Source organism: Streptomyces sp. NPDC001750 (assembly GCF_042892615.1).
In the GTDB taxonomy this organism is placed as follows: Bacteria; Actinomycetota; Actinomycetes; order Streptomycetales; family Streptomycetaceae; genus Streptomyces.
Genome location: NZ_JBIAUE010000002.1, coordinates 82,733 through 108,531, shown reverse-complemented (window position 1 = coordinate 108,531; position 25,799 = coordinate 82,733). Strand labels below are relative to the sequence as shown.

Here is a 25,799-nt window from a genome sequence, read left to right as displayed (position 1 = left end):
CGCCGGAGGGAGCGGGAACGGTGCTCGACGACGGGGAACGGCTGGCGCGGGTCGCGCTGACCCGCATTCTGGAGCCGGGGGACGAGCGGGGCGGCCGATGGCTGCGCGAGTACGGGGCCGTCGAGCTGCTGCGGCGGATCAGGGCCGGGGACGGCAGCGCGGAACGGCTGGAGGGCATGACCGCGAAACGTCTCGGCGGCTATCGCCTACGGGCCGAGGGCGTCGAACCGGAGCGGGACCTGGCGGCGATCGCCGCGCTCGGCGGGCGGTTCGTCTGCCCCGGCGAGCTGGAGTGGCCCGGTCAACTCGACGACCTGGGGGACGCCAGACCGACGGGCCTGTGGGTGCGCGGGCCGTGTGACCTGCGGCTCTGGGCGCTGCGCTCGGTCGCCGTGGTCGGCGCCCGGGCCTGTACGCCGTACGGGTCCCACATGGCGGCGAGCCTCGGCGCGGGGCTCGCGGAGCTGGGGTGGGTCGTCGTGTCGGGAGCGGCCTTCGGCGTGGACGGGGCGGCGCACCGCGGCGCGCTCGCCGTCGGCGGGGCGACGATGGCGGTCCTGGCCTGCGGGGTGGACGTCGCCTATCCCCGGGGACACGCCGAGTTGATCGGACGCATGACGGAACAGGGACTCGTCGTCGGCGAATTGCCGCCGTCCGATCATCCGACGCGGAGCAGATTCATTCTGCGGAACCGGGTCATCGCCGCGTTGACGCGCGGGACCGTCGTGGTCGAGGCCGAGCACCGCAGCGGTTCGCTCGTCACCGCACGCGCCGCACAGCGGCTCGGCCGCTTCACGATGGGCGTGCCCGGCCCGGCCACCAGCGGGTTGTCCGCGGGCGTCCACGAACTCCTGCGCGGCGAGGGCGTCCTGGTGACCAGTGCCGCGGAAGTCGTCGAACTGGTGGGTGAGATCGGCGCTCTCGCCCCTCTCGCGCAGGGCCGCGTCCACCCGCGGGACCTGCTGGACGCCGACGCCGCGCGGGTCCTCGACGCGCTGCCGTACGGCGGCATCGTCACCGGCCGTGACGTCGCCCGCGCGGCCGGAACCAGTACCGACGAGGCCTTCGGTCGGTTGTACGAACTGCACTCACTGGGGTTCGTCGAACGACATGGCGACGGATGGCAGTTGACGCGGAGGCGGACATGCAATGGCGACGCGCGGCGAGGCGGTTCTTGACCTGGCGCATTCGGGTGAAAAGGTGAAGCCGATGACCCTCGTCGGTCCTTCAGCGGCACGTTCGGGGCCGCCGCACGCGGTGACGGTCCCGGACCGCGGTCGTGCCCGATCGGCCGGAATCGCACGGCGCCGACCCGTAGCCCTGCGCGGACCGCGACGACGTAATCACGCTACGCTCACAATGACTCCGCATCCGACACAAGTCTCCCGGCCCCACCACTTCACGGCAGAACGGCTCAAGGCACCACATGCCCCAGCACACCTCCGGGTCTGACCGCGCGGCAGTACCACCGGCTGCGCGTGGCACTGTGCGCCCTCCCGCCCCCTCCTCGCTCGACGAGTTGTGGCGCTCCTACAAGTCCACGGGCGACGAGCGGCTGCGGGAGCAGCTGATCCTGCACTACTCGCCGTTGGTGAAGTACGTCGCGGGCCGGGTGAGCGTGGGCCTGCCCTCCAACGTGGAGCAGGCCGACTTCGTCTCCTCGGGGGTGTTCGGGCTGATCGACGCGATCGAGAAGTTCGACATCGAGCGCGCGATCAAGTTCGAGACGTACGCGATCACGCGCATCAGGGGTGCCATGATCGACGAGCTGCGGGCGCTGGACTGGATCCCGCGCTCGGTGCGTCAGAAGGCGCGGGCCGTGGAGCGTGCCTACGCCACCCTGGAGGCGCAGCTGCGGCGCACCCCCTCCGAGCCGGAGGTCGCCGCCGAGATGGGCATCACGCTGGAGGAACTGCACTCGGTCTTCAGTCAGTTGTCCCTGGCGAACGTGGTCGCGCTGGAGGAACTGCTGCACGTCGGCGGCGAAGGCGGCGACCGGCTGAGCCTGATGGACACGCTGGAGGACACCACTGCCGACGACCCGGTCGAGGTCGCCGAGGACCGCGAGCTCAGACGGCTGCTCGCCCGGGCGATCAACACCCTCCCGGAGCGTGAGAAGACGGTGGTCACGCTCTACTACTACGAGGGCCTCACCCTCGCCGAGATCGGAAACGTGCTGGGCGTCACCGAGAGCCGGGTCAGCCAGATCCACACCAAATCGGTGCTGCAACTGCGGGCGAAACTGGCCGACGCCGGACGCTGAGACCACCGTCGGCCCGTGCCGCACGCATGGCTTCGGCCACTGATCGGGGCCGCCCACCCCCGCTCGAACACCGCTCGCCGTAAAGTGGACCCGTGCCCAGGATTCGAGCGGCCTCGGTGGCCGAGCACCGGACCATGCAGCGCGGCGCCCTCCTGGACGCCGCCCGCTCCCTGCTGTCCGAGGGCGGTACGGAGGCGCTGACCTTCCCCGCCCTCGCCGAGCGCACCGGCCTCGCCAGGTCCTCCGTCTACGAGTACTTCCGCTCCCGGGCGGCCGTGGTCGAGGAGCTGTGCGCCGTCGACTTCCCCGTCTGGGCGGCGGAGGTCGAGAGCGCGATGGAGCAGGCCGGCACGTCCGAGGGGAAGATCGAGGCGTATGTGCGTCGACAGCTGGACCTCGTCGGCGACCGCCGCCACCGGGCGGTCGTCGCGATCTCGGCGAGCGAGCTGGACGCCGGGGCCCGCGAGAAGATCAGAGCCGCGCACGGCGGCCTGATCGCCATGATCGTCGAGGCGCTCGGCGAGCTGGGCCACGAGCAGCCGCGGCTGGCGGCGATGCTGGTACAGGGCTCCGTGGACGCCGCGGTCCGGCGTATCGAGCTCGGCGTGGCGGAGGAGCCTGCCGTGATCGCGGACACCGCCGTGGCCATGGTTCTGCGCGGCGTACAGGGCGCACGGGACTGACAGCGGGCCGTCGGGCGGCGCGCGGCGGTAGGGCGCGTCGCGAGGCGGCGAACAGAACGCCGGGGGCGGCGAGTCCGTCCCCGGCCCCGTCGGCCGACCCGCCCGGCTCCGGCACGCCGAACACTGGCAGAAGACGGGACGGCCCGCGCCGCAGCAGCTCGGGCGGCAGCAGCGACAGCGGGTCCAGATACGTGTCACCGCGCCGCAGCCCCCAGTGCAGACAGCCCGTCGGACAGTGGAACGGCCCGGCCTCCATCACCCCGACGCGCTGACCGGCCACCACCCGCTCGCCCGCGGTGACGAGCGCGCGCACCGGCTCGTAGCTGGTCCGCAGCGGTGGGTCGCCGCTGCCGGCCACCTGGATGGTCACCACCCCGCGCCCCGCGACCCGCCCCGCGAACGAGACGCGTCCCGTGGCTGCGGCGAGCACCGCCGTGCCCGGCGCCGCAGCGAGATCCACTCCGCGGTGGCCCCGCCCGTAGGCACTGGCCGGCGGTTCCCAGCCCCGGACGATCGCGAGCGGTCCGGGGAGCGGCCGGCTCCGGGCGCCGTCCGACGGCGAGGGCGGGCTGGGGAGGGGCCCGGGCACGGGGTCACCCACGGGCGGCGGCTCGGGCGCGGGATCAGGTGCGGGCGGTGGCCCGGGAACGGGGTCGCGCGCCGGTACGGGCGCGGGGTCACCCACGGGCGCGGCCGGGAAGGCCGCCACGGCGGGGGCGGCCGGGCGCACGGACACCGGTGCCCCGGTCGCGGCGCCGTACAGCAGAGCGAGAAGGCCGGCCGTCGCCGTCACGGCAGGCACGGCACGGAGCCGACGTCCGTGGACGGGCGCGCGGCGGGCAGCCGTCGGATCAGGTGCGGGTCGCATGGCAGAACCGTCCCGCACCGCCCGGATCCGCGGGGATCATGAACCGGATCTGTGGACTACCGACCGGTTGTGGACAGCGCCGTCACCCGGCACCCGGCCCGTCCCGTACACTTCCTATGGCGATCCGGGTCACCGGGTCGACTTCGCACGCCCCGCCACCTCCCTCTTCGCGGACGGTGGCCGCGCTCCTCGGTCCTTCGTGGCACGGCGCGTCGGGGCGTCAGGCGCGACAGCAATCCTGCGGTCGCGACAACCGAGTACCCCAAGGAGTACGGCCATGGCCGTCGTCACGATGCGGGAGCTGCTGGAGAGCGGCGTCCACTTCGGTCACCAGACCCGTCGTTGGAACCCGAAGATGAAGCGCTTCATCTTCACCGAGCGCAACGGCATCTACATCATCGACCTGCTCCAGTCGCTGTCGTACATCGACCGCGCCTACGAGTTCGTCAAGGAGACCGTCGCCCACGGCGGCTCCATCATGTTCGTCGGTACCAAGAAGCAGGCCCAGGAGGCCATCGCCGAGCAGGCGACGCGCGTCGGGATGCCGTACGTCAACCAGCGTTGGCTCGGCGGCATGCTCACCAACTTCTCCACCGTCTACAAGCGCCTCCAGCGCCTGAAGGAGCTGGAGCTCATCGACTTCGAGGACGTGGCCGCCTCCGGTCTCACCAAGAAGGAGCTCCTGGTCCTCTCGCGCGAGAAGGCCAAGCTGGAGAAGACCCTCGGTGGTATCCGCGAGATGCAGAAGGTGCCGAGCGCCGTCTGGATCGTCGACACCAAGAAGGAGCACATCGCCGTCGGCGAGGCTCGCAAGCTCAACATCCCGGTCGTCGCGATCCTCGACACCAACTGCGACCCCGACGAGGTCGACTACAAGATTCCGGGCAACGACGACGCGATCCGCTCCGTCACCCTGCTCACCCGCGTGATCGCCGACGCCGTCGCCGAGGGCCTCATCGCCCGCTCCGGTGCCGCCACCGGTGACTCGAAGCCGGGCGAGAAGGCCGCCGGTGAGCCGCTCGCCGAGTGGGAGCGCGACCTGCTCGAGGGCGACAAGAAGGCCGACGCCGAGGTCCAGTCCTCCGCCGAGACCGAGAAGGCCGCGGACGCCGACAAGGCCGAAGCCCCGGCCGCGGACGCCGAGCAGGCCTGACACCCGTCACGGCTGATGACGGCGGGGGCCGGTGCCACGAGCACCGCCCCCGCCGTTCACCCGTAGATCTTTCAGACTTCGAGAGAGAAACACAGACTCATGGCGAACTACACCGCCGCTGACGTCAAGAAGCTCCGCGAGCTGACCGGCGCCGGCATGATGGACTGCAAGAAGGCGCTGGACGAGGCCGAGGGCAACGTCGAGAAGGCCGTCGAGGCGCTCCGTATCAAGGGCCAGAAGGGCGTCGCCAAGCGCGAGGGCCGTTCCGCCGAGAACGGTGCCGTCGTCTCCCTCATCTCCGAGGACAAGACCACCGGCGTCCTGCTGGAGCTGAAGTGCGAGACGGACTTCGTCGCCAAGGGCGAGAAGTTCCAGAACGTCGCCAACACGCTCGCCGCGCACGTCGCCGCAACCTCCCCGGCCGACCTGGCCGCGCTGCTCGCCTCCGAGATCGAGGCCGGCAAGACCGTCCAGGCGTACGTCGACGAGGCCAACGCCAACCTCGGCGAGAAGATCGTCCTGGACCGCTTCGCGCAGTTCACCGGCGGTTACGTGGCCGCGTACATGCACCGCACCATGCCCGACCTCCCGCCGCAGGTCGGCGTCCTGGTCGAGCTGGACAAGGAGAACGCCGAGGTCGCCAAGGACGTTGCGCAGCACATCGCCGCCTTCGCCCCGAAGTACCTCAGCCGCGAGGACGTCCCGGCCGAGACGGTCGAGAACGAGCGCCGTGTCGCCGAGGCCACCTCCCGCGAGGAGGGCAAGCCCGAGGCCGCTCTCCCGAAGATCGTCGAGGGGCGGGTCAACGGCTTCTTCAAGGAGGTCGTCGCTCTGGAGCAGGCGTTCGCCAAGGACAACAAGAAGTCGGTCCAGAAGGTTCTGGACGAGGCCGGTGTCACCCTGAAGCGCTTCTCGCGCATCAAGGTCGGCATCTGAGTCCGTCCGCGAACAACGGTGGACCCCTCAGGGGGTCCGGTGCAGTCGTCGGCCGCACCCATGCCGTACGACCGCAGATCTGACGAGGAGGCCATTGCCGCTGAGGGACACCAGACCCACCGGCAATGGCCTTCTTGGTATGTGCACGAGGAGAATCTCCATGAACAAGGGCGCGGACGCCGCCAAAGGCGACCACAAGCGCGATGACGACAAGGTACCCGGACGCTTCATGCTGAAGCTGTCCGGAGAGGCGTTCGCCGGCGGCGGGGGACTCGGTGTCGACCCCGACGTCGTGCACGCCATCGCCCGGGAAATCGCGGCGGTCGTCCGTGACGGCGCACAGATCGCGGTCGTGATCGGCGGCGGGAACTTCTTCCGTGGTGCCGAACTCCAGCAGCGCGGCATGGACCGGGCCCGGTCCGACTACATGGGCATGCTCGGCACGGTCATGAACTGTCTGGCGCTCCAGGACTTCCTGGAGAAGGAGGGCATCGACTCCCGCGTCCAGACGGCCATCACCATGGGTCAGGTCGCGGAGCCGTACATTCCGCTGCGTGCCGTGCGGCACCTGGAGAAGGGGCGCGTCGTCATCTTCGGCGCGGGCATGGGCATGCCGTACTTCTCCACCGACACCACGGCAGCCCAGCGGGCCCTGGAGATCGGCGCTCAGGCCCTGCTGATGGGCAAGAACGGTGTGGACGGGGTCTACGACTCCGACCCGAAGACCAACCCCGACGCGGTGAAGTTCGACGCGCTCGAATACGGCGAGGTGCTCGCGCGCGATCTCAAGGTCGCCGACGCCACCGCCATCACGCTCTGCCGTGACAACGAGCTGCCGATCCTCGTCTTCGAGCTGACGGCCACGGGCAATATCGCCCGCGCGGTCAAGGGTGAGAAGATCGGCACGCTCGTGAGTGACCAGGGCACCCGGGCCTGAGGACCGGGAAACGTCCCCGGGAAGCCGCGGGCAGGGTCCGGGACCCGCAGGGAAAGCCCCGGCACGGCGCCCCGGAGGATGGACAACGGCCTGCCGGTCGGACACCGTGCAGGTGAGGACGCGACGCAGATCCGCGGGCCCGAGCACGCCGGGCCCACTCAAGACACGCAGGAGCACGTGGTGATCGAAGAAACCCTCCTCGAGGCCGAGGAGAAGATGGAGAAGGCCGTCGTCGTCGCGAAAGAGGACTTCGCCGCGATCCGGACCGGCCGCGCCCACCCGGCGATGTTCAACAAGATCGTCGCCGACTACTACGGTGCGCTGACCCCGATCAACCAGCTCGCCTCGTTCTCGGTGCCCGAGCCCCGCATGGCCGTCGTGACGCCGTTCGACAAGAGCGCGCTGCGCAACATCGAGCAGGCCATCCGCGACTCGGACCTCGGCGTCAACCCGAGCAACGACGGCAATATCATCCGGGTGACCTTCCCGGAGCTCACCGAGGAGCGCCGCCGCGACTACATCAAGGTCGCGAGGACCAAGGCCGAGGACTCCCGCATCTCCATCCGGGCCGTGCGCCGCAAGGCCAAGGAAGCGCTCGACAAGCTGGTCAAGGACAAGGAGACCGGCGAGGACGAGGTGCGTCGCGCCGAGAAGGAGCTCGACGACACCACCGCGAAGTACGTCGCACAGGTCGACGAGCTGCTCAAGCACAAGGAAGCCGAGCTGCTCGAAGTCTGATGAACGACTCTTCCTGGGGCGCCACGCCGGGAGCCGGTCCGTGGGCTGCGCCCGAGATGCGTGCTGCCCCGGCAGGTCCCGCGCACGATGTGCATGACGCCCAGCAGACTCGGCCCATGCCCATCGTGCCGGACGCCCCTGACGCAGGTGGAGACGCTGACGACCGTGACGACCGGGAGCAGGGGGGCGCACGCCCGAACGGTGGCCCCCTGTTCCGCGACGAGAAGCCGCAGGAGCCCATGCCCACCGCGCCACCGCCCCCGCAGAAGAAACGTGCGGGCCGCGATCTGCGAGCCGCCATAGGGGTCGGGGTGGGGCTCGGCGCCGTCATCGTCGCCTCGCTGTTCGTCGTGAAGGCCGTCTTCGTCGGGGTGATCGTCGTCGCCGTCGTCGTGGGCCTGTGGGAGCTCACCTCACGGCTGTCGGAGCGCAAGGGCATCAACGCGCCGCTCGTGCCGCTGGCGGTCGGCGGTGCGGCGATGGTGGTGGCCGGGTACATGAAGGGTGCCGAGGGCGCCTGGGTGGCCGTGGCACTGACCGCGCTCGCGGTTCTCGTCTGGCGGATGGCCCAGCCTCCGGAGGACTACCTCAAGGACGTCACGGCCGGTGTGTTCGCCGCGTTCTACGTGCCGTTCCTCGCCACGTTCGTCGCCATGCTCCTGACCGCGGACGACGGGCCGCAGCGGGTGCTCACCTTCCTGCTGCTGACCGTGGTCAGCGACACAGGGGCGTACGCCGTCGGCTGGCGCTTCGGCAAGCACAAGCTCGCTCCGCGCATCAGCCCCGGGAAGACCCGCGAGGGCCTCTTCGGGGCCGTCGCCTTCGCGATGGTCGCGGGTGCCCTGTGCATGCAGTTCCTGATCGACGGCGGTGCCTGGTGGCAGGGGCTGCTGCTGGGGCTCGCGGTCGCGGCCAGCGCCACCCTGGGCGACCTGGGCGAGTCGATGATCAAGCGGGACCTCGGCATCAAGGACATGGGCACGCTGCTGCCGGGACACGGCGGGATCATGGACCGGCTGGACTCGCTGCTGCCGACCGCTCCGGTGGTCTGGCTGCTGCTGGTGCTGTTCGTCGGCTCCGGCTGAGAGCACCCGGCAGGCTGTGAGCCCGCGGACGGTGCGCCCCGCCCGTCCCGACCTTGGCGTTCTCGGACGAGGGCCCGCTGCCCACAGGGCGTTGTCCACAGGGCGGCGGGCCCTCGTCGCCGCGTCTGCGACACTGGACGGACCATGCCTAAGCCCGGAGAACTCACTTTCGTCGCACCCCGCGGAGCCAAGAAGCCGCCGCGGCATCTCGCCGACCTCACGCCCGCCGAGCGCAAGGAGGCGGTCGCCGCGATCGGCGAGAAGCCGTTCCGCGCCCAGCAGCTCTCGCAGCACTACTTCGCGCGGTACGCGCACAACCCGGCCGAGTGGACCAACATCCCGGCCGCCTCGCGGGAGAAGCTCGCCGAGGCGATGTTCCCCGAGCTGATGTCGGTGGTCCGCCACATCAGCTGCGACGACGACACCACCCGCAAGACGCTGTGGAAGCTGCACGACGGGACGCTCGTCGAGTCCGTCCTGATGCGTTACCCGGAGCGGGTGACGATGTGCATCTCCTCGCAGGCGGGCTGCGGGATGAACTGCCCGTTCTGCGCCACCGGGCAGGCCGGTCTGGACCGCAATCTGTCGACCGCGGAGATCGTCCACCAGATCGTGGACGGCATGCGGGCGCTGCGCGACGGGGAGGTGCCCGGAGGACCGGCGCGGCTCTCCAACATCGTCTTCATGGGCATGGGCGAGCCGCTGGCCAACTACAACCGCGTGGTCGGCGCGATCCGCCGGCTGACCGATCCGGAGCCGGACGGGCTGGGGCTCTCACAGCGCGGGATCACCGTTTCCACCGTGGGGCTGGTGCCCGCGATGCTGCGCTTCGCCGACGAGGGCTTCAAGTGCCGTCTCGCCGTCTCGCTGCACGCGCCGGACGACGAACTGCGCGACACCCTCGTCCCGGTGAACACCCGGTGGAAGGTGCGCGAGGTGCTGGACGCCGCGTGGGAGTACGCGGAGAAGTCCGGCCGCCGCGTCTCCATCGAGTACGCGCTGATCCGGGACATCAACGACCAGGCGTGGCGGGGCGACCTGCTCGGCCGGCTGCTCAAGGGCAAGCGGGTGCACGTCAACCTGATCCCGCTGAACCCGACGCCCGGCTCCAAGTGGACGGCCTCCCGGCCCGAGGACGAGAAGGCGTTCGTCGAGGCCATCGCGGCGCACGGGGTTCCGGTGACCGTACGGGACACCCGGGGCCAGGAGATCGACGGGGCCTGCGGACAGCTGGCGGCGGCCGAGCGCTGACACAGGCATTCTCCGGGTCCGTGGGAATGCCGAGGCCGAAGTCCGCCGGGCCCGCGGGAGTGCTGAGAGCGGCGATCGCCGGTTCCACGGGAGCGTCGAGACCGGCGCTGGCCGGGGCCGCGGTGGTCCGGCAGGGCTCCGGAGCGGACGGGGCGTCAAGGAGTCGGGGCCTGCGGCGTCGACCGTGCGCCGAGGCCCCGGCGGCCCGGCCGGGCGGCCCGTGTAACCTGGTCCGGAAATCAACTTCATATTCCGACAGGGGAGCGCCACAGCGCTGAGAGTGCGGCACCGGGGGACCGGTCGTCCGCAGACCCTCTGAACCTCGCCCGGGTCATTCCGGGTAGGAAGTTCGGTCATCAACTCATGCTGTTGCGCCCTGCCCGCGTCCCGCGGGTGGGGCCGCGTCTCTTCCTGGCCAAAACCCAGGAGGAATCCATCATGACCACCACGCGCAGGACCACGGGAACCACGCCCGGGTCCGTACGTCTCACGGCCGTCGTGGCCGCGCTCGGCATCACGGCACTGGCCGGCTGCGGGAGTTCCGACACGTCGTCCTCCGGCTCCGGCGGCACGAAGGGCGCCGGTCCGAAGACCGTGACGCTCGTCAGCCACGACTCCTTCAACGCGTCCGAAGCGGTGCTGAAGGAGTTCACCGAGGAGACCGGCTACACCGTCAAGGTCCTCAAGAGCGGCGACGCGGGCGTCGCACTCAACCAGGAGATCCTGACCAAGGGCTCACCGCGCGGAGACGTGTTCTTCGGCGTCGACAACACCCTGCTCTCCCGCGCCCTGGACAGCGGCCTGTTCACGCCGTACGAGGCGAAGGGCATCGATCGGGTCGAGGCCGCCACCCGGCTGGATGCCGAGCACCGGGTCACGCCGGTCGACACCGGCGACGTCTGCGTGAACTACGACAAGAAGTACTTCGCCGACAAGAAGCTCGCTCCGCCGCGGACCTTCGACGACCTGGCGAAGCCCGCGTACAAGAACCTCCTGGTCACCGAGAACGCGGCGACCTCCTCGCCCGGCCTCGGCTTCCTCCTCGGCACCGTCGCCGCCTACGGCGAGAAGGGCTACCAGGACTACTGGAAGAAGCTGAAGGACAACGGCGTCAAGGTCGTCGACGGCTGGGAGCAGGCGTACAACGAGGAGTTCTCCGGCTCCGCGGGCGGCAGGAAGGCCAAGGCCGACCGTCCGCTCGTCGTCTCGTACGCCTCCAGCCCGCCCGTCGAGGTGCTGTACGCGAAGCCGCAGCCGGCCGAGGCCCCGACCGGGGTCGCCACCGGTACCTGCTTCCGGCAGATCGAGTTCGCGGGCCTGTTGGACGGCGCCAAGAACGAGGCGGGTGGCAAGGCACTGCTGGACTTCCTGATCGGCAAGAAGTTCCAGGAGGACATGCCGCTCAACATGTTCGTGAACCCGGTCGTGTCGGACGCGAAACTGCCGGAGCTGTTCACGAAGTTCGGCGAGACCGTCGAGAAGCCGACGACCGTCGCCCCCGACCTGATCGCCAAGAACCGTGAGCAGTGGGTCCAGTCGTGGTCCTCGCTCGTCGTGAAGTAGCCGGGACCGCCGCACGGGGGACGGGCGCGGCGGCGAAGGGCGCGGACGTCACGGGTCCGCGCCCGCGCGCCGGGCGCAGGACGGACGCGGTGCGGACGGCGGCCCGGCGCCTGGGTGCGGGCGCGGTGCGGCCGTCCCTGATGGCCGTGCCCGTCGCGTTCTTCGCGGTGTTCTTCGCCTACCCCGTCGTCGCGATCGTCGGCCGGGGGCTGAAGGCGGACGGTGTGTGGCAGTTCGGCCGGATCGGCGAGGTGCTGGCCCGGCCGGAGATCCGTGACGTCCTGTGGTTCACCACCTGGCAGGCGCTCGCCTCGACCGCGCTGACGCTGCTCGTCGCGCTGCCCGGCGCGTACGTCTTCGCCCGCCTCGACTTCCCCGGAAAGCAAGTGCTGCGGGCGGTGGTCACCGTGCCGTTCGTCCTGCCGACCGTCGTCGTCGGGACGGCGTTCCTGGCGATGCTGGGGCGCGGCGGGTTCCTCGACGAACTCTGGGGGGTGCGCCTCGACACCACGGTGTGGGCGATTCTCCTCGCCCATGTCTTCTTCAACTACGCGGTGGTCGTACGGACCGTCGGCGGTCTGTGGGCGCAGCTCGACCCGCGGCAGGAGGAGGCCGCCCGGGTGCTGGGCGCCGGACGGTTCGCGGCCTGGCGACGGGTCACGCTGCCGGCCCTCGCGCCCGCCGTGGCCGCCGCCGCGCTGATGGTCTTCCTCTTCACCTTCACCTCCTTCGGTGTCGTGCAGATCCTCGGCGGCCCCGGGTACGCCACGCTGGAGGTGGAGATCTACCGGCAGACCGCCCAGCTCCTCGCACTTCCGACCGCGGCCGTGCTGACACTGGTCCAGTTCGCCGCGGTGGGCACGATCCTCGCCGTGCACGCGTGGACCGTACGGCGCAGGGAGACCGCGCTGAGGCTGGTCGATCCGGAACGGACCGCCCGCAGGCCGCGCGGGGCCGGGCAGTGGGCGCTGCTCGGCGCGGTGCTGCTGACCGTGCTGGTGCTGATCCTGCTGCCCCTCGCGGTGCTGGTGGAACGCTCGCTGGACACCCCGGACGGCCACGGCCTCGACTTCTACCGTGCCCTGGGTTCCGTGGACGCGGGCGGCGGCACCTTCCTGGTCGCGCCGCTCGAAGCGATCGGGAACTCCGTGGCGTACGCGCTGGTCGCGACCGTGATCGCGCTGGTCGTCGGCGGGTTGGCCGCCGCGGCGCTGACCCGGCGCGCGGGGCGGCTCGTGCGCGGTTTCGACGCGCTGCTGATGCTGCCGCTCGGGGTGTCGGCGGTCACCGTCGGCTTCGGCTTCCTGATCACTCTGGACAAGCCGCCACTGGACCTGCGCACGTCATGGATCCTGGTGCCGCTCGCCCAGGCGCTGGTCGGCGTGCCCTTCGTCGTGCGGACCATGCTGCCGGTGCTGCGCGCGGTGGACGGCCGGCTCCGGGAGGCGGCCGCGGTGCTGGGGGCGTCGCCGTTGCGGGCCTGGCGGGAGGTAGATCTCCCGTTGGTGCGGCGGGCGTTGCTGGTCGCGGCCGGTTTCGCGTTCGCCGTTTCGCTCGGCGAGTTCGGCGCGACGGTGTTCATCGCGCGGCCCGACCGGCCGACGCTGCCGGTCGCGGTGGCCCGGCTGCTGGGCCGGGCCGGTGAGCTCAACTACGGCCAGGCGATGGCGCTCAGCACCATTCTGATGGTGGTCTGCGCGGTCTCGCTGCTGCTGCTCGAACGTATTCGCACGGACCGGTCCGGCGAGTTCTAGGGATGTCCGGGGAGTTCTGACGATGCTGACACTGGAATCGGCCACGGTCCGCTTCGGTGAGCGGACCGCGCTCGACCGGGTGGACCTGGCGGTCGACGAGCACGAGATCGTCTGTGTGCTGGGACCGAGCGGCAGCGGCAAGTCGACCCTGCTGCGGGTGGTCGCCGGGCTCCAGAGGACGGACGGCGGCCGGGTGCTGCTGGACGGGGCGGACCAGGCGGGGGTGCCGGTGCACCGGCGGGGTCTCGGCCTGATGTTCCAGGACCACCAGCTCTTCCCGCACCGGGACGTCGGCGCCAACGTCGCGTTCGGGCTGCGGATGCGCGGGGTGTCCCGGCGCGATCAGGAGCGCCGGGTCGGCGAACTCCTCGACCTGGTGGGCCTGCCGGGCGCCCAGCGGCGCGCCGTCGCCGCGTTGTCCGGAGGCGAGCAGCAGCGGGTCGCCCTCGCGCGGGCGCTCGCCCCGCGTCCCAAGCTGCTGATGCTGGACGAGCCGCTCGGCCAGCTCGACCGCGGTCTGCGCGAACGCCTCGTGGCCGAACTGCGCATGCTCTTCGGCCGGTTGGGTACGACGGTGCTGGCCGTCACGCACGACCAGGGCGAGGCGTTCGCGCTGGCCGACCGGGTGGTCGTGATGCGGGACGGGCACATCGCCCAGACGGGCACGCCGCTGGAGGTGTGGCAGCGGCCCGCCTCCGCGTTCGTCGCCCGGTTCCTCGGCTTCGACAACGTGGTGGCGGCGACGGTGGACGGCGCGGTCGCCGACACGGCGTGGGGCGGGGTCCCGGTGCCCGAGGGGTCGCCGCAGGGGGAGCGCGCCCTGCTCGTGCGTCCGGCCGGGGTGCGGATCGGTGCCCCGGAGGAGGGGCTGCGCTGCGCGGTCGGGGCCCGCACGTTCCGGGGCGATCGCGTCGCCGTACGGCTGACGCCGCAGCGCGGTCCGGCTCTGGAGGCGGAGTGCGCGCTGCGCGACGTCCCCGGGGAGGGGGAGACGGTCGGGGTCCGTTTCGACGCGGCGGAGTGCGTGGTGCTGCCCGCCGAACGGTGACGTGGGCCCCGGGCGACCGGGCGGGCCCGGGACGGCACACGCGGGTCGCCCCACCGGAGGCGGCCGGCCCGCGCCCCCGACGGCCGCCGCCCGCGGGGACGGCCTCGTCAGACGGTCAGCGGCAGCGCCGCCAGCTCGGCGACCAGCCAGGTCAGCGGGGCGAACACCGCCAGCAGGACGGCGGCGCGCAGCGCCGTCGCGTACCGCAGCGCCGAGGCCGGGGTGCCGAGCCGCAGCAGCGTCCGTGACGTTCGGGAACGGTCCTGCCTGGCCTCCAGGGCCGAGGTCAGCAGGGTGGCCGCGGTGCAGCCGAGGACGAGCACCGAGCCCAGCGCGGTGAGCGGGCCGAAGGGGCGTGGCCCGGTTCCGTGCAGCGCGTACACGGCGACCACCGCCGAGAGCACCGCGCACACCACACCGAGCGGCCCGCCGATCCGGCGCGCCTCGTCCATGAGGACCCGTCCGGCCAGCAGCCGTACGGCACCGGGGCGCACCGACTGCAGCAGCCGGCCGCAGTGGTACGCCAGGCCGGGCCCGGCCATCGCCAGGCCGACCGCCGTCAGCGCCCACCCCACCAGCACCCCGGCCGGGCTGTCGTCGAGACGGCCCGGGAGCGGGAGCAGGCTGTGCCCGTCACCGCGGCTCATGTACGCCTCGACGGCGAGGCCCACGGCGGTCAGGGCCACGCCCCACGGCAGCCCGCCCGGGGGCGTGGCCGGAGCGGGGTGTTCCTCCCGCGGGCCGTCCGCGGGGCCCTCGTCGGGCAGCGGGACCACCACGGGCCGCTCGCGCAACGCGATTCCGCTCGCGACGGCCGCGGACACCGGGACCAGGGACAGCAGCACCAGCGTGGCGGCAAGCGGCAGCGGGGATCGGGCGTCGAGCAGTCCGGCCGCGGCGCCGTCGAACGGCAGCCCGGACAGATCGCCGCGCAGGTGGAGGAAGACCAGCAGCGCCACCACCGATCCGAGCGTGCAGGAGACGGCGGTGGAGACGGCGGCCAGCACGGTGAGCTTCACTGGCCCCAGGCCCACGGCGGACAGCCCGGAACGCGGCCGGGTGCTGGGATCCGTACGGGCCACCGCGACCGCGAACTGCACGGTGGCGGCGAGCGGTACGAAGCACCACAGCAGCCGCAGCAGCGCAGCGGTGGGCCGGTCCGGGTGCCCCGACGCGTAGCCCAGGGCGCACAGCAGCAGGAAGCCGACCCCGGCGGAGGCTGCCGCGACGAGCAGCCTGCGCAGCAGGACCAGCGGACGGGAGCCCCGGGCTAGACGGAGAGCGAGCACGCGGCGCGGCCCTCCGCATCGGACACGGCGGGCAGGGAGACGGTGGCGACGCAGCGGCCGTCCAGCAGCGGGACCGTACGGTCGGCGAGGGAGGCGACCTCCGCGTCATGGGTGGCGAGCACCACCGTGATGCGGTGCGAGCGGGCCGCGCTGGTGAGGGTGCGCAGCACGTGCGCCCGGTCGGCGTGGTGCAGGGCCGCGGTCGGCTCGTCGGCGAAGATCACCGTCGGCGAGGTGGCCAGCGCGCGGGCCACGGCAATCCGCTGGCGCTCTCCCTGGAGCAGGGTGTGCGGCCGCTGCTTGGCGCACGCGCCGATGTCGAGCCGCTCCAGCCACTCCAGGCCGGTCTTCTTCGCCTCCCGGTGCGTGGTGCCCCGCAGGAGCAGTGGAAGCGCCACGTTCTCCCAGGCGTTCAGCTCCGGGACGAGCTGCGGTACGGGGGCGATCCAGCCGAACCTGTCCCGGCGCAGCCGTTCGCGCAGCCGGGGGCCCATGGTGTGGACGGGGACGCTGTTGAACCACACCTCGCCCTGCTCGGGCACCAACTGACCGGACAGGCAGAGCAGCAGGGTCGTCTTGCCGCTGCCTCTGGGGCCCGTCACGGCGAGGATCTCGCCGTCGCGGACGCCCAGCGAGACTCCGCCGAGCGCGGGCGAGCCGTTGTGGGAGTGCTGGAGGGAACGCGCCCAGATCACGTCGTTGTCCGGCGGGGCCACCATGGTGTACACCTCGGTTCAGATCGTAAGTCCCGTCCCCTGTACGGGGGAACGATGCGGGGGCCGATCGGTCACTCGGCACCGTAGGGATCCGGACCGGGGTCTGGGCACAGCACACGGCCCGGGTGCACCCCATCCCACTCGAATGGGGGCACCCGGGCCGTCGTGGACCATGGGGGGACGACCGCCGGTCGGGCGGTCGTCAGGCAGCGGTCGGGCGCCGGATTCCGTCCGCCGGCCGGTCCGTGGCCGGTCGGCGGACGGAACTGCCGGTCAGAGCTTGGCCCACGCCTGCGTCAGGACGTTGCGCAGGATGCCCTCGATCTCGTCGAACGTCGACTGGTCGGAGGTCAGCGGCGGCGCGAGCTGGACGACCGGGTCGCCGCGGTCGTCGGCACGGCAGTACAGGCCGTTGTCGTAGAGCGCCTTGGAGAGGAACCCGTACAGGACGCGCTCGGTCTCCTCGTCGCTGAACGTCTCCTTGGTGGCCCTATCCTTCACCAGCTCGATGCCGTAGAAGAAGCCGTTGCCGCGGACGTCGCCGACGATCGGCAGGTCGTTCAGCTTCTGCAGCGTGGTGAGGAAGGCGTTCTCGTTGTCCAGCACGTGCTGGTTGAGGCCCTCGCGCTCGAAGATGTCGAGGTTGGCGAGAGCGACCGCCGAGGACACCGGGTGGCCACCGAAGGTGTAGCCGTGCAGGAAGGTGTTGCCCTCCTCGTAGAACGGCGCGGCGACGCGGTCCGAGACGATGCAGGCGCCGATGGGGGAGTAGCCCGAGGTCATGCCCTTGGCGCAGGTGATCATGTCCGGCACGTAGCCGAACTTGTCGCAGGCGAACATGGTGCCCAGGCGGCCGAAGGCGCAGATGACCTCGTCGGAGACGAGCAGCACGTCGTACTTGTCGCAGATCTCGCGCACGCGCTGGAAGTAGCCGGGCGGCGGCGGGAAGCAGCCACCGGCGTTCTGCACCGGCTCCAGGAAGACCGCGGCGACGGTTTCGGGGCCCTCGAAGAGGATCTGCTGCTCGATCTGGTCGGCGGCCCAGCGGCCGAAGGCCACCGGGTCGTCGCCGTGGATCGGGGCGCGGTAGATGTTGGTGTTGGGGACCTTGTGCGCGCCGGGGACCAGCGGCTCGAAGGGGGCCTTCAGGCCCGGCAGGCCGGTGATCGACAGGGCGCCCTGCGGGGTGCCGTGGTAGGCCACCGCGCGCGAGATGACCTTGTACTTGGTCGGCTTGCCCTGGAGCTTGAAGTACTGCTTGGCCAGCTTCCAGGCGGTCTCCACGGCCTCGCCGCCGCCGGTGGTGAAGAAGACCTTGTTGAGGTCGCCCGGCGCGTAGTCGGCGAGGCGGTCGGCGAGCTCGACGGCCTTCGGGTGGGCGTAGGACCAGACCGGGAAGAAGCCCAGCTCCTGACCCTGCTTGTAGGCCGCCTCGGCGAGCTCGTGACGGCCGTGGCCGGCGTTGACCACGAACAGGCCGGACAGGCCGTCGATGTAGCGCTTGCCCTGGTCGTCGAAGATGTAGGTGCCCTCACCCCGCACGATGGTGGGAACGGGCGCGTTCGCATAGTCCGACATGCGGGTGAAGTGCATCCACAGGTGGTCGTACGCGGTTCGGCTGAGGTCCTTGCTCACGGCTATCGGGTTCCCCACATATAGGTCTGCTTCTTGAGCTTCAGGTACACGAAGCTCTCGGTGGAGCGCACGCCGGGGATGGCCCGGATGCGTTTGTTGATCGTTTCCAGCAGGTGGTCGTCGTCCTCGCAGACGATCTCCACTATCAGGTCGAAGGAGCCCGCGGTCATCACCACGTACTCGCACTCGGCCATGGCCGACAACGCCTCGGCCACGGGGTCGAGGTCGCCGTCGACGTTGATGCCGACCATCGCCTGGCGCCGGAATCCCACGGTGAGCGGGTCCGTGACGGCGACGATCTGCATCACTCCCTGGTCGAGCAGCTTCTGGACGCGTTGCCGTACGGCCGCCTCGGACAGGCCGACGGCCTTGCCTATCGCGGCGTACGGGCGGCGCCCGTCCTCCTGGAGCTGCTCGATGATCGCGAGGGACACGGCATCGACCACGGGGGGCGATCCGTTCCCGTTCCTGGAGTCTGCGCTGCGACTGGCCACACATCCACTCTGCACCGGGACTCGTCGGTCTGGCAACCCCGGATCGATGAAATTCGTTGTTTGAGGCTCTGGATCACACTGAATCCGAAGTTCACCGTGGTTGGGCATGTCGAAAGCGACACCCAAGCGACTAGGGTGGACATCTCACCATTGGACGTGTGTGACAGGAGGGGTGGTTGTGACCACCGAGGTGCGCCGTCTGCGCAACTACATCAACGGAGAGTTCCGGGACGCCGCTGACGGGCGGACCATCGACGTGATCAACCCGGTGACCGAGGAGGTCTACGCGACCTCGCCGCTCTCCGGTCCGGCCGACGTCGACGCCGCGATGGAGGCCGCCGCGGCGGCCTTCCCCGCCTGGCGCGACACCACGCCCGCCGAGCGCCAGAAGGCCCTGCTGAAGATCGCGGACGCCTTCGAGGAGCGTGCCGAGGACCTCATCGCCGCCGAGTCGGAGAACACGGGCAAGCCGGTCGAGCTCACCCGCACCGAGGAACTCCCGCCGATGGTGGACCAGATCCGCTTCTTCGCGGGCGCGGCGCGACTGCTGGAGGGCCGCTCGGCCGGTGAGTACATGGAGGGCCTCACCTCCATCGTCCGGCGTGAGCCGGTCGGCGTCTGTGCGCAGGTCGCGCCGTGGAACTACCCGATGATGATGGCCGTCTGGAAGTTCGCCCCGGCGCTCGCCGCGGGCAACACCGTCGTCATCAAGCCGTCCGACACCACCCCGGCGTCGACCGTGCTGATCGCCGAGATCATCGGGCAGATCCTCCCCAAGGGCGTCTTCAACGTCATCTGCGGCGACCGCGACACCGGCCGCGCGATGGTCGAGCACCCGACCCCGGCGATGGCCTCCATCACCGGTTCGGTACGGGCCGGCATGCAGGTCGCCGAATCCGCCGCCAAGGACGTCAAGCGGGTCCACCTGGAGCTCGGCGGCAAGGCGCCGGTCGTGGTGTTCGAGGACACCGACATCGCCCAGGCCGTCGAGGGCATCTCCACGGCGGGCTACTTCAACGCCGGTCAGGACTGCACGGCCGCCACCCGTGTCCTGGTCCACGAGTCCATCCACGACGAGTTCGTCACCGCGCTCGCCAAGGCCGCCGCCGACACGAAGACCGGCAAGCCGGACGACGAGGACGTGCTGTACGGCCCGCTGAACAACGCCAACCAGCTGAAGCAGGTCAGCGGCTTCATCGAGCGGCTCCCCGCCCACGCCAGGGTCGAGGCGGGCGGCCACCGGGTCGGCGACAAGGGCTACTTCTACGCCCCGACCGTCGTCTCCGGCCTCGAGCAGGACGACGAGATCATCCAGAACGAGGTCTTCGGCCCGGTCATCACCGTCCAGAAGTTCACGGACGAGGCCCAGGCCGTGGAGTACGCGAACGGCGTCGAGTACGCGCTGGCCTCCTCGGTGTGGACCAAGGACCACGCCCGCGCCATGCGGATGTCCAAGAACCTCGACTTCGGCTGCGTGTGGATCAACACCCACATCCCGCTCGTCGCCGAGATGCCGCACGGCGGATTCAAGAAGTCCGGCTATGGCAAGGACCTCTCCGCGTACGGCTTCGAGGACTACACGCGCATCAAGCACGTCATGACCTCGCTCGACGGCTGACCCTCCGTCAACAACCGCTGCGGCCCCGGGCACACGCCCGGGGCCGCACCCGTGCCCGTACCGGAATCGAGGCCCGCGCCGGCCCCCGGTGCCGCGCCTTCGTGCGTCTCCGGCTCCCGGGCGGACGGGCGGCCTGGACAGGGTGTGCGGACCGGGCGTGTGCCGCTGGACGGTTGGTCCATTGCCCGCGGCGCCGCCGCCGGGCATCCTGCGCGGGTGCGAGCAACCCCGAAGAACCCCATGTCCCGCCGGTCCCTGCTGCGCGCCTTCGGAGCCGCGGCGACCGGTGCCGCGCTGGCCGGCTGCGGAGTACCCGCCGCCTACGTGGAGCCCGGCGACCGCGCCGGACGCGACACCTCGGCCCGCGACCGAGCCCTGCAATTCGCGAACTGGCCGCTCTACATCGACACCGACGACGAGGACGCCTCGAAGCGGCCCACCCTCGACGCGTTCCGCGAACGCACCGGGATCTCCGTCACGTACACGGAGGAGATCAACGACAACGACGAGTTCTTCGGCAAGATCAGCCCGGCTCTGATGAACCATCAGGAGACCGGTCGCGACCTGATCGTCATCAGCGACTGGATGGCCGCGCGGTTCGTACGGCTCGGCTGGGTGCAGGAGATGGACCGGGCGAAGCAGCCGAACGTCGCCAAGTACCTCGACCCGCAGCTGCGTTCGCCGGCCTTCGACCAGGGCCGTACGCACAGCGTCCCCTGGCAGTCCGGGATCACCGGCATCGCGTACAACCGCAAGCGGCTCGGGCGCGAGATCAGGCACCTGAGCGACCTGTGGGCGGACGATCTGCGCGGCAGGGTGACGCTCCTGTCCGGGCTCGACGAGTCGTTCGCGCTCCTGATGCAGGGCAACGGCGTCGACATCACCCGCTGGCGGCCGGACGACTTCCACCTGATCTGCGACCAGGTCGAGAAGCTCGTGCGCAAGAGGCACATCCGCCGCTTCACCGGCAACGACTACATCAAGGACCTCTCCACCGGCGACGTGCTCGCCTGTCAGGCGTACTCGGGCGACGTCATCCAACTCCAGGCGGACAACCCGGAGATCGAGTTCGTGGTCCCCGAGGAGGGGGCCGAACTGTGGGCGGAGTCGCTGATGATCCCCAACCTCGCCCGCCACAAGCGCAATGCCGAGAAGCTCGTCGACCACTACTACGACCCGGAGGTCGCCGCCGAACTGGCCGCCTGGGTCAACTACGTCTGCCCCGTCCCCGCCGCCCGTGACGTACTGGCCTCCGCCAAGGACGAGGAGAGCGCGGCGCTCGCCGAGGACCCGCTGATCTTCCCCGACGACGCGATGCGCAGCCGGCTGGCCATCGCCCGCGACATCACCTCCGAGGAGCGCACCGAGTTCGCGAAGAGGTGGAACGCCGTCGTGGGGCTCTGAGCCGTGGCGCGTCGGCCGTGACACTGCGGTCCCCGTTCCCGGTCCGGATGCACACGTCCTGCTTCGCGCACGACAGCACGTGGGCGGTCCGGACGGTCCGAGGCATGGGCCGGCCGGATGCGTCGACGGTCGCGTGACGGCATGCCCGGGCCATGAGTGGGCCGATCGGTCGAGGCCGGCATCACGGCGTGGCCGAAGCGCAGCCGTGCGTGACCGGTCCGGCGGTACCGTCCTCGGACGCGCGGTTCCCGGTGCGTCGCTGATGAAGGGGAGACGATGGAGTCACCGCGATCGCCCGTCGGCCGCAGGGCCTTTCTGGGGGCGCTCGCGCTCGTGCCGCCGGCCGGGTGCGCGAAGGAGAGGACCCCCGCGGCTTCTTCCTCCGCCGCGGCGGACGGGCCCGCCGCGTCCCCGAGCGCCGTCGCGGAACGCCGGGACCACCCGCGCCTCGCCGGGCTGGAGCGGAAGTTCGACGCGCGGCTCGGGCTGTTCGCCCTCGACACCGGCACCGGCTCCACGGTCGTCCACCGCGCCGACGAACGGTTCGCGTTCTGCTCCACGTTCAAGGGGCTGGCGGCGGCGGGGGTCCTCGCGCACAACCCGTCGTCGCACCTGGACACGGTCGTGAGGTACACCGAGGCCGACCTGATGAAGCACGCACCCTTGACGAGCCGTCACGTGGAGACGGGAATGACCATCCGTCAGTTGTGCGACGCCGCCGTCCGTTTCAGCGACGGCACGGCCGGGAACCTGCTGCTGCGCGATCTCGGCGGACCGGCCCGGCTGACGGCGTACGTGCGCGGACTCGGCGACAGGGTCACCAGGATGGACCGGACCGAACCGGCGATCACCGGGGCCGTCCCCGGAGGCCCCCGCGACACCAGCTCCCCCCGGGCGCTGGGCGGAGACTACCGGGAGATCGTCCTGGGGGACGCCCTGCCGTCCGGCAAACGCGCCTTCCTCCGTGACCTCCTGACCCGTGGCGTCACCGGCGACCACCGCATCCGCGCCGGTGTCCCGCGGGGATGGACCGTGGCCGGCAAGACGGGCACCGGGGACTACGGGACGCTCAACGACATCGCGATCGCATGGCCCCCGAAGCGGGCGGCCCCGCTCGTCATCGCGGTCATGTCGAGCAAGTCCGCCAAGGACGCCGAACCGGACGAGGCCCTCCTCGCCGAGGCGGCCGCGTACGCGGTGGCCACCCTCTGAGACCCGCCACCCTCTGAGACCCGCCACCCTCTGAGACCCGCCGCCCCGGAACCCGCCGACCGGGGTGACGCGGCCGGGCGGTCGTCGGCGCCCCGGAGGCGACCTCGGCCCCGGGGCGCGTCCGCACCGCCCTGCACCCACTACGGCTTGCGCGCCACCGCGCCGAACTGGGCGACCTCCACCGCGCCGGGCTCCGCACGCCAGCGCGCGCAGGAGACGATGCCCGGCTCCACCAGGTCGAGCCCGGTCAGGAACGAGGCGAACTCGGCGCGGCTGCGGGCGGTGATCGGCGGGGTGGCGTTCTCGTTCCAGAAGCGCATCGCCGCCTCGTTGCCCTCGCCGCCCAGTTCCGTCGTGGGGTGGGTGAGGACCAGGTAGCTGCCGGACGGCATCGCGTCCATCAGCGTCCGCACGATGCGCCGGGCCTCGTCGGTGTCCATGACGAAGTTGAGGATGCCGAGCAGCATGACCGCGACCGGCTTCGTCAGATCCAGCGTCGGTTCGACGGCCCGCAGGATCTTCTCGGGGTCGTGCGCGTCCGCGTCGACGTACTCGGTCGCGCCCTCCGGGGAACTGGTGAGCAGCGCCCGGGCGTGCGCGAGCACGATCGGGTCGTTGTCGACGTACACCACGCGGGCACCGGGTGCGGTGCGCTGGGCGACCTCGTGGGTGTTGTCGGCGGTCGGCAGCCCGGTGCCGATGTCCAGGAACTGGGTGATCCCCACCTCACCGGCCAGATACCGGACGGCCCGCCCCAGGAAGGCCCGGTCGGCGCGGGCCACTTCGCCGATGCTCGGGTACATGCCGGTGACCTGGTCGCCGACCTTCCGGTCCACGGAATAGTTGTCCTTCCCGCCGAGCCAGTGGTTCCAGACCCGCGCGTTGTGGGCGATGTCGGAACGGATGCGGTCGGAAAGGGGGGTGCTCGGTTCGGACACGGCGCTGCTCCTCTGGATCCGGGGCCGGCATCACGGCGGATGCGGTTGCGTCCATGATGCCGGACCGGTCGTGGAGGGCGATCAGGAGGACCGGGTCGACCGGCGCCCGGCCAGCACGCCGCGCAGGACGTCGATGCGGTTCGTGGTGATGGAGTCCACCCCGGCGCGGACGAGGCGGCGCATGGTGAGTCCGGTGTCGGCGGTCCAGGCGGAGACCAACAGGCCGTCCCGGTGCAGACGGTCCGTCAGATCCCGGTCCACCAGGCCGAACCGGTAGTTCAGCCAGCGCGGTCGCACGGCTTCGAGCAGCGCGGCTCCCGGCGGCGCGAGCCTCGTGCGGGTCAGGGCGATCTCGGCCGACGGGTCGGCGGCCCGCACCCGCAGCATCGCGACGGCTCCCGCGCAGTAGTACGCCCGCCCGTCTGCGCCGCACTCACGGATCACGTCGACGATCCGGCGCACCGAGGCGTCGGTGGAACCGGGCAGGTCGACCATGACGCGGTGCCCCGCGGAAGCACGCAGCGCCTCGTACAGGGTGGGCACGCCGCCCCCGGTCAGTTCGGTGAGCCGGTCGTGGGTGAGCCGGTCGAGCCGCACGTCGTGGCCCCAGAGCCGGTCCAGCGTCGCGTCGTGCAGCAGGACGGGCACGCCGTCGCGGGTGACCCGCACGTCGATCTCGACCGCGTCCGCTCCCCGTTCGAGGGCGGAGCGGATCGAGGCGAGGGTGTTCTCGCGGGCACGGTACGGGTCGCCGCGATGGGCCACGGCGGCGACACGACGGGCGGTGGCGGGAGCGGGGTCGGCGGTGCTTGCCATGCGGCCATTGTGACGAGCGGGGACGAGCGGGGACGAGCGGGGACGAGCGGGGGAGACGGCGGTGGTGCGGCCGGGCGTGCCGACGGCGCTGCCGATCGGGTCCGCCGGCCGCCGGGGGTGCCGGTGGGCGCGCCGACCTGCCGTGGTGTCGGCCGGGGCGCGTCGGCGGTCGTACGGAGGGCGGTGCCGGGGCGCCGGCTGCCGTACGGTCACGGTGGCGCCCCGGCACCGGCACGTCAGAGCGCGGTCCGCTCCAGCCAGGCGGCCGTGTAGGTGTCGATCTCGGCCGTCAGGGCACGCTTGCCCGCCGGGTCGAGGTACGACGCCTCGACGGCGTTCTTCGCCAGGCCCGCGAGGCCGCGCTCGTCCAGACCGAGGAGCCGGGCGGCCACCCCGTACTCGTTGTTGAGGTCGGTGCCGAACATCGGCGGGTCGTCGCTGTTGATGGTGACCAGGACGCCCGCCCGCACCATCTCCTTCACCGGGTGCTGCTCGATGTCGGCCACCGCGCGGGTCGCGATGTTCGAGGTCGGGCAGACCTCCATCGGGATGCGGTGCTCGGCGAGATGGGCGAGCAGTTCCGGGTCGCGGACGGAGTGCGTGCCGTGGCCGATGCGTTCGGCGCGCAGATGCGTCAGCGCGTCCCAGACGGTCTGCGGCCCGGTGGTCTCCCCGGCATGCGGAACGGAGTGCAGGCCCTCGGCGATCGCCCGGTCGAAGAAGGGCTTGAACTGTGGGCGCTCCACCCCGATCTCCGGGCCGCCGAGCCCGAACGAGACGAGTCCTTCGGGGCGCAGGTCCACGGCGAGCCGGGTGGTCTCCTCGGCGGCTTCGAGTCCGGCCTCGCCGGGGATGTCGAAGCACCAGCGCAGCACCACCCCGAGTTCCGCCTCGGCGGCCTTGCGGGCGTCCTCTATCGCCTCCATGAACGCCCGCTCGGGGATGCCGCGCCGGGTCGAGCTGAACGGCGTGACCGTCAGCTCCGCGTAGCGGATGTTCTGCCGGGCCATGTCCCGGGCGACCTCGAACGTCAGCAGCCGGACGTCCTCAGGGGTGCGGATCAGGTCCACGACGGAGAGATAGACCTCGATGAAGTGACGGAAGTCGGTGAAGGTGAAGTAGTCGGCCAGCGCCTCGGGGTCGGTGGGCACCTTGGAGTCGGGGTGGAGCGCCGCCAGCTCGGCGACGATGCGGGGCGAGGCGGAACCGACATGGTGGACATGCAGTTCCGCCTTGGGCAGCCCCGCGATGAAGGGGCGCAGATCGGTCATCGGACTCTCCGGTGGCGTGGGACGTCGAGACTGCCGGGCGCGGGCGGCCGGGCGGGGGACGGGCATCATCGTAGGCCCGGTCCCCGGGCAGGGGGACGGGTCGTAGCATGACGGGACCACGATGGGG

The 25,799-nt window shown here is 71.3% G+C and carries 22 protein-coding genes, 1 pseudogene and 1 riboswitch; of the genes and pseudogenes, 15 read left to right on the top strand and 8 right to left on the bottom strand.

The window, feature by feature from the left end; translation table 11 throughout:
* Nucleotides 1-20 precede the first annotated feature (20 nt).
* From dprA to ACFYY6_RS03845, 3 genes are all read left to right on the top strand, one after another.
* Nucleotides 21-1,178 carry a DNA-processing protein DprA gene (dprA, locus tag ACFYY6_RS03855; protein WP_351516835.1) on the top strand — a complete coding sequence of 386 codons (1,158 nt, stop codon included), beginning with the start codon at nucleotides 21-23 and terminating at the stop codon, nucleotides 1,176-1,178.
* Nucleotides 1,179-1,426: 248 nt separating this feature from the next.
* Entirely contained in the window at nucleotides 1,427-2,263 is an 837-nt protein-coding gene (gene whiG, locus ACFYY6_RS03850) for an RNA polymerase sigma factor WhiG (RefSeq protein WP_073784900.1), read from the top strand.
* Nucleotides 2,264-2,379: 116 nt separating this feature from the next.
* Nucleotides 2,380-2,946 carry a TetR/AcrR family transcriptional regulator gene (locus ACFYY6_RS03845; protein WP_388648696.1) on the top strand — a complete coding sequence of 189 codons (567 nt, stop codon included), beginning with the start codon at nucleotides 2,380-2,382 and terminating at the stop codon, nucleotides 2,944-2,946.
* 103 nt (nucleotides 2,947-3,049) lie between these two features.
* On the opposite strand, the pseudogene ACFYY6_RS03840 reads toward ACFYY6_RS03845, so the two are convergent.
* Nucleotides 3,050-3,655: pseudogene (locus ACFYY6_RS03840) on the bottom strand (peptidoglycan DD-metalloendopeptidase family protein); the annotation flags it as partial.
* 436 nt (nucleotides 3,656-4,091) lie between these two features.
* On the opposite strand from ACFYY6_RS03840, the gene rpsB reads away from it, so the two are divergent.
* The 9 genes from rpsB to ACFYY6_RS03795 all read left to right on the top strand — a co-directional run bounded on the left by rpsB (nucleotide 4,092) and on the right by ACFYY6_RS03795 (nucleotide 14,279).
* Nucleotides 4,092-4,967, top strand: coding sequence for a 30S ribosomal protein S2 (gene rpsB, locus ACFYY6_RS03835; RefSeq protein WP_351516836.1), 876 nt, complete (start codon nucleotides 4,092-4,094; stop codon nucleotides 4,965-4,967).
* Between the two features lie 99 nt (nucleotides 4,968-5,066).
* Nucleotides 5,067-5,903, top strand: a complete 837-nt coding sequence (gene tsf / locus ACFYY6_RS03830; protein ID WP_351516837.1) for a translation elongation factor Ts — start codon at nucleotides 5,067-5,069, stop codon at nucleotides 5,901-5,903.
* Between the two features lie 160 nt (nucleotides 5,904-6,063).
* Entirely contained in the window at nucleotides 6,064-6,840 is a 777-nt protein-coding gene (gene pyrH, locus ACFYY6_RS03825) for a UMP kinase (protein ID WP_351629585.1), read from the top strand.
* Nucleotides 6,841-7,020: 180 nt separating this feature from the next.
* Complete coding sequence (gene frr, locus ACFYY6_RS03820) at nucleotides 7,021-7,578, top strand: ribosome recycling factor (protein ID WP_335938695.1); 558 nt, start codon at nucleotides 7,021-7,023, stop codon at nucleotides 7,576-7,578.
* On the top strand, nucleotides 7,578-8,663 hold the full coding sequence (locus ACFYY6_RS03815) for a phosphatidate cytidylyltransferase (RefSeq protein WP_351516839.1): 1,086 nt from the start codon (nucleotides 7,578-7,580) through the stop codon (nucleotides 8,661-8,663). Before frr ends, ACFYY6_RS03815 begins: the two co-directional genes overlap by 1 nt.
* 144 nt (nucleotides 8,664-8,807) lie before the next feature.
* On the top strand, nucleotides 8,808-9,914 hold the full coding sequence (gene rlmN, locus ACFYY6_RS03810; RefSeq protein WP_389191547.1) for a 23S rRNA (adenine(2503)-C(2))-methyltransferase RlmN: 1,107 nt from the start codon (nucleotides 8,808-8,810) through the stop codon (nucleotides 9,912-9,914).
* Nucleotides 9,915-10,161: 247 nt separating this feature from the next.
* A riboswitch (TPP riboswitch) is annotated at nucleotides 10,162-10,279 on the top strand.
* 73 nt (nucleotides 10,280-10,352) lie between these two features.
* On the top strand, nucleotides 10,353-11,477 hold the full coding sequence (locus ACFYY6_RS03805) for a thiamine ABC transporter substrate-binding protein (protein ID WP_351516843.1): 1,125 nt from the start codon (nucleotides 10,353-10,355) through the stop codon (nucleotides 11,475-11,477).
* 140 nt (nucleotides 11,478-11,617) lie between these two features.
* The gene (locus ACFYY6_RS03800) at nucleotides 11,618-13,231 is read left to right on the top strand and encodes an ABC transporter permease (RefSeq protein WP_389191839.1); all 1,614 of its coding nucleotides are present in this window, start codon (nucleotides 11,618-11,620) and stop codon (nucleotides 13,229-13,231) included.
* A gap of 22 nt (nucleotides 13,232-13,253) precedes the next feature.
* Entirely contained in the window at nucleotides 13,254-14,279 is a 1,026-nt protein-coding gene (locus ACFYY6_RS03795) for an ABC transporter ATP-binding protein (RefSeq protein WP_388647905.1), read from the top strand.
* A 107-nt stretch (nucleotides 14,280-14,386) separates the two neighbouring features.
* Here the strand turns inward: ACFYY6_RS03795 and ACFYY6_RS03790 are convergent, their stop codons facing one another.
* The 4 genes from ACFYY6_RS03790 to ACFYY6_RS03775 form a co-directional block, all read right to left on the bottom strand.
* Nucleotides 14,387-15,568 carry a hypothetical protein gene (locus ACFYY6_RS03790; protein WP_351516845.1) on the bottom strand — a complete coding sequence of 394 codons (1,182 nt, stop codon included), beginning with the start codon at nucleotides 15,566-15,568 and terminating at the stop codon, nucleotides 14,387-14,389.
* The gene (locus tag ACFYY6_RS03785) at nucleotides 15,550-16,287 is read right to left on the bottom strand and encodes an ABC transporter ATP-binding protein (protein ID WP_389191543.1); all 738 of its coding nucleotides are present in this window, start codon (nucleotides 16,285-16,287) and stop codon (nucleotides 15,550-15,552) included. Before ACFYY6_RS03785 ends, ACFYY6_RS03790 begins: the two co-directional genes overlap by 19 nt.
* A 270-nt stretch (nucleotides 16,288-16,557) precedes the next feature.
* Entirely contained in the window at nucleotides 16,558-17,937 is a 1,380-nt protein-coding gene (locus ACFYY6_RS03780) for an aspartate aminotransferase family protein (RefSeq protein WP_389191540.1), read from the bottom strand.
* Nucleotides 17,922-18,413, bottom strand: coding sequence for an Lrp/AsnC family transcriptional regulator (locus ACFYY6_RS03775; protein WP_351516848.1), 492 nt, complete (start codon nucleotides 18,411-18,413; stop codon nucleotides 17,922-17,924). Before ACFYY6_RS03775 ends, ACFYY6_RS03780 begins: the two co-directional genes overlap by 16 nt.
* A gap of 178 nt (nucleotides 18,414-18,591) precedes the next feature.
* On the opposite strand from ACFYY6_RS03775, the gene ACFYY6_RS03770 reads away from it, so the two are divergent.
* From ACFYY6_RS03770 to bla, 3 genes are all read left to right on the top strand, one after another.
* Nucleotides 18,592-20,031, top strand: coding sequence for a gamma-aminobutyraldehyde dehydrogenase (locus ACFYY6_RS03770; RefSeq protein WP_351516849.1), 1,440 nt, complete (start codon nucleotides 18,592-18,594; stop codon nucleotides 20,029-20,031).
* A 240-nt stretch (nucleotides 20,032-20,271) separates the two neighbouring features.
* A complete protein-coding gene (locus tag ACFYY6_RS03765) occupies nucleotides 20,272-21,435 on the top strand; it encodes a spermidine/putrescine ABC transporter substrate-binding protein (RefSeq protein ID WP_351516865.1) in 1,164 nt (387 codons plus the stop codon).
* A gap of 276 nt (nucleotides 21,436-21,711) precedes the next feature.
* The gene (gene bla / locus ACFYY6_RS03760) at nucleotides 21,712-22,647 is read left to right on the top strand and encodes a class A beta-lactamase (RefSeq protein ID WP_389191537.1); all 936 of its coding nucleotides are present in this window, start codon (nucleotides 21,712-21,714) and stop codon (nucleotides 22,645-22,647) included.
* A gap of 140 nt (nucleotides 22,648-22,787) precedes the next feature.
* On the opposite strand, the gene ACFYY6_RS03755 is transcribed toward bla, so the two are convergent.
* From ACFYY6_RS03755 to ACFYY6_RS03745, 3 genes are all read right to left on the bottom strand, one after another.
* Nucleotides 22,788-23,585, bottom strand: a complete 798-nt coding sequence (locus ACFYY6_RS03755) for an SAM-dependent methyltransferase (RefSeq protein WP_351629566.1) — start codon at nucleotides 23,583-23,585, stop codon at nucleotides 22,788-22,790.
* A gap of 81 nt (nucleotides 23,586-23,666) precedes the next feature.
* Nucleotides 23,667-24,401, bottom strand: a complete 735-nt coding sequence (locus tag ACFYY6_RS03750; RefSeq protein WP_351516853.1) for a glycerophosphodiester phosphodiesterase — start codon at nucleotides 24,399-24,401, stop codon at nucleotides 23,667-23,669.
* Nucleotides 24,402-24,637: 236 nt separating this feature from the next.
* Nucleotides 24,638-25,672, bottom strand: a complete 1,035-nt coding sequence (locus ACFYY6_RS03745) for an adenosine deaminase (protein WP_389191534.1) — start codon at nucleotides 25,670-25,672, stop codon at nucleotides 24,638-24,640.
* Nucleotides 25,673-25,799 lie beyond the last annotated feature (127 nt).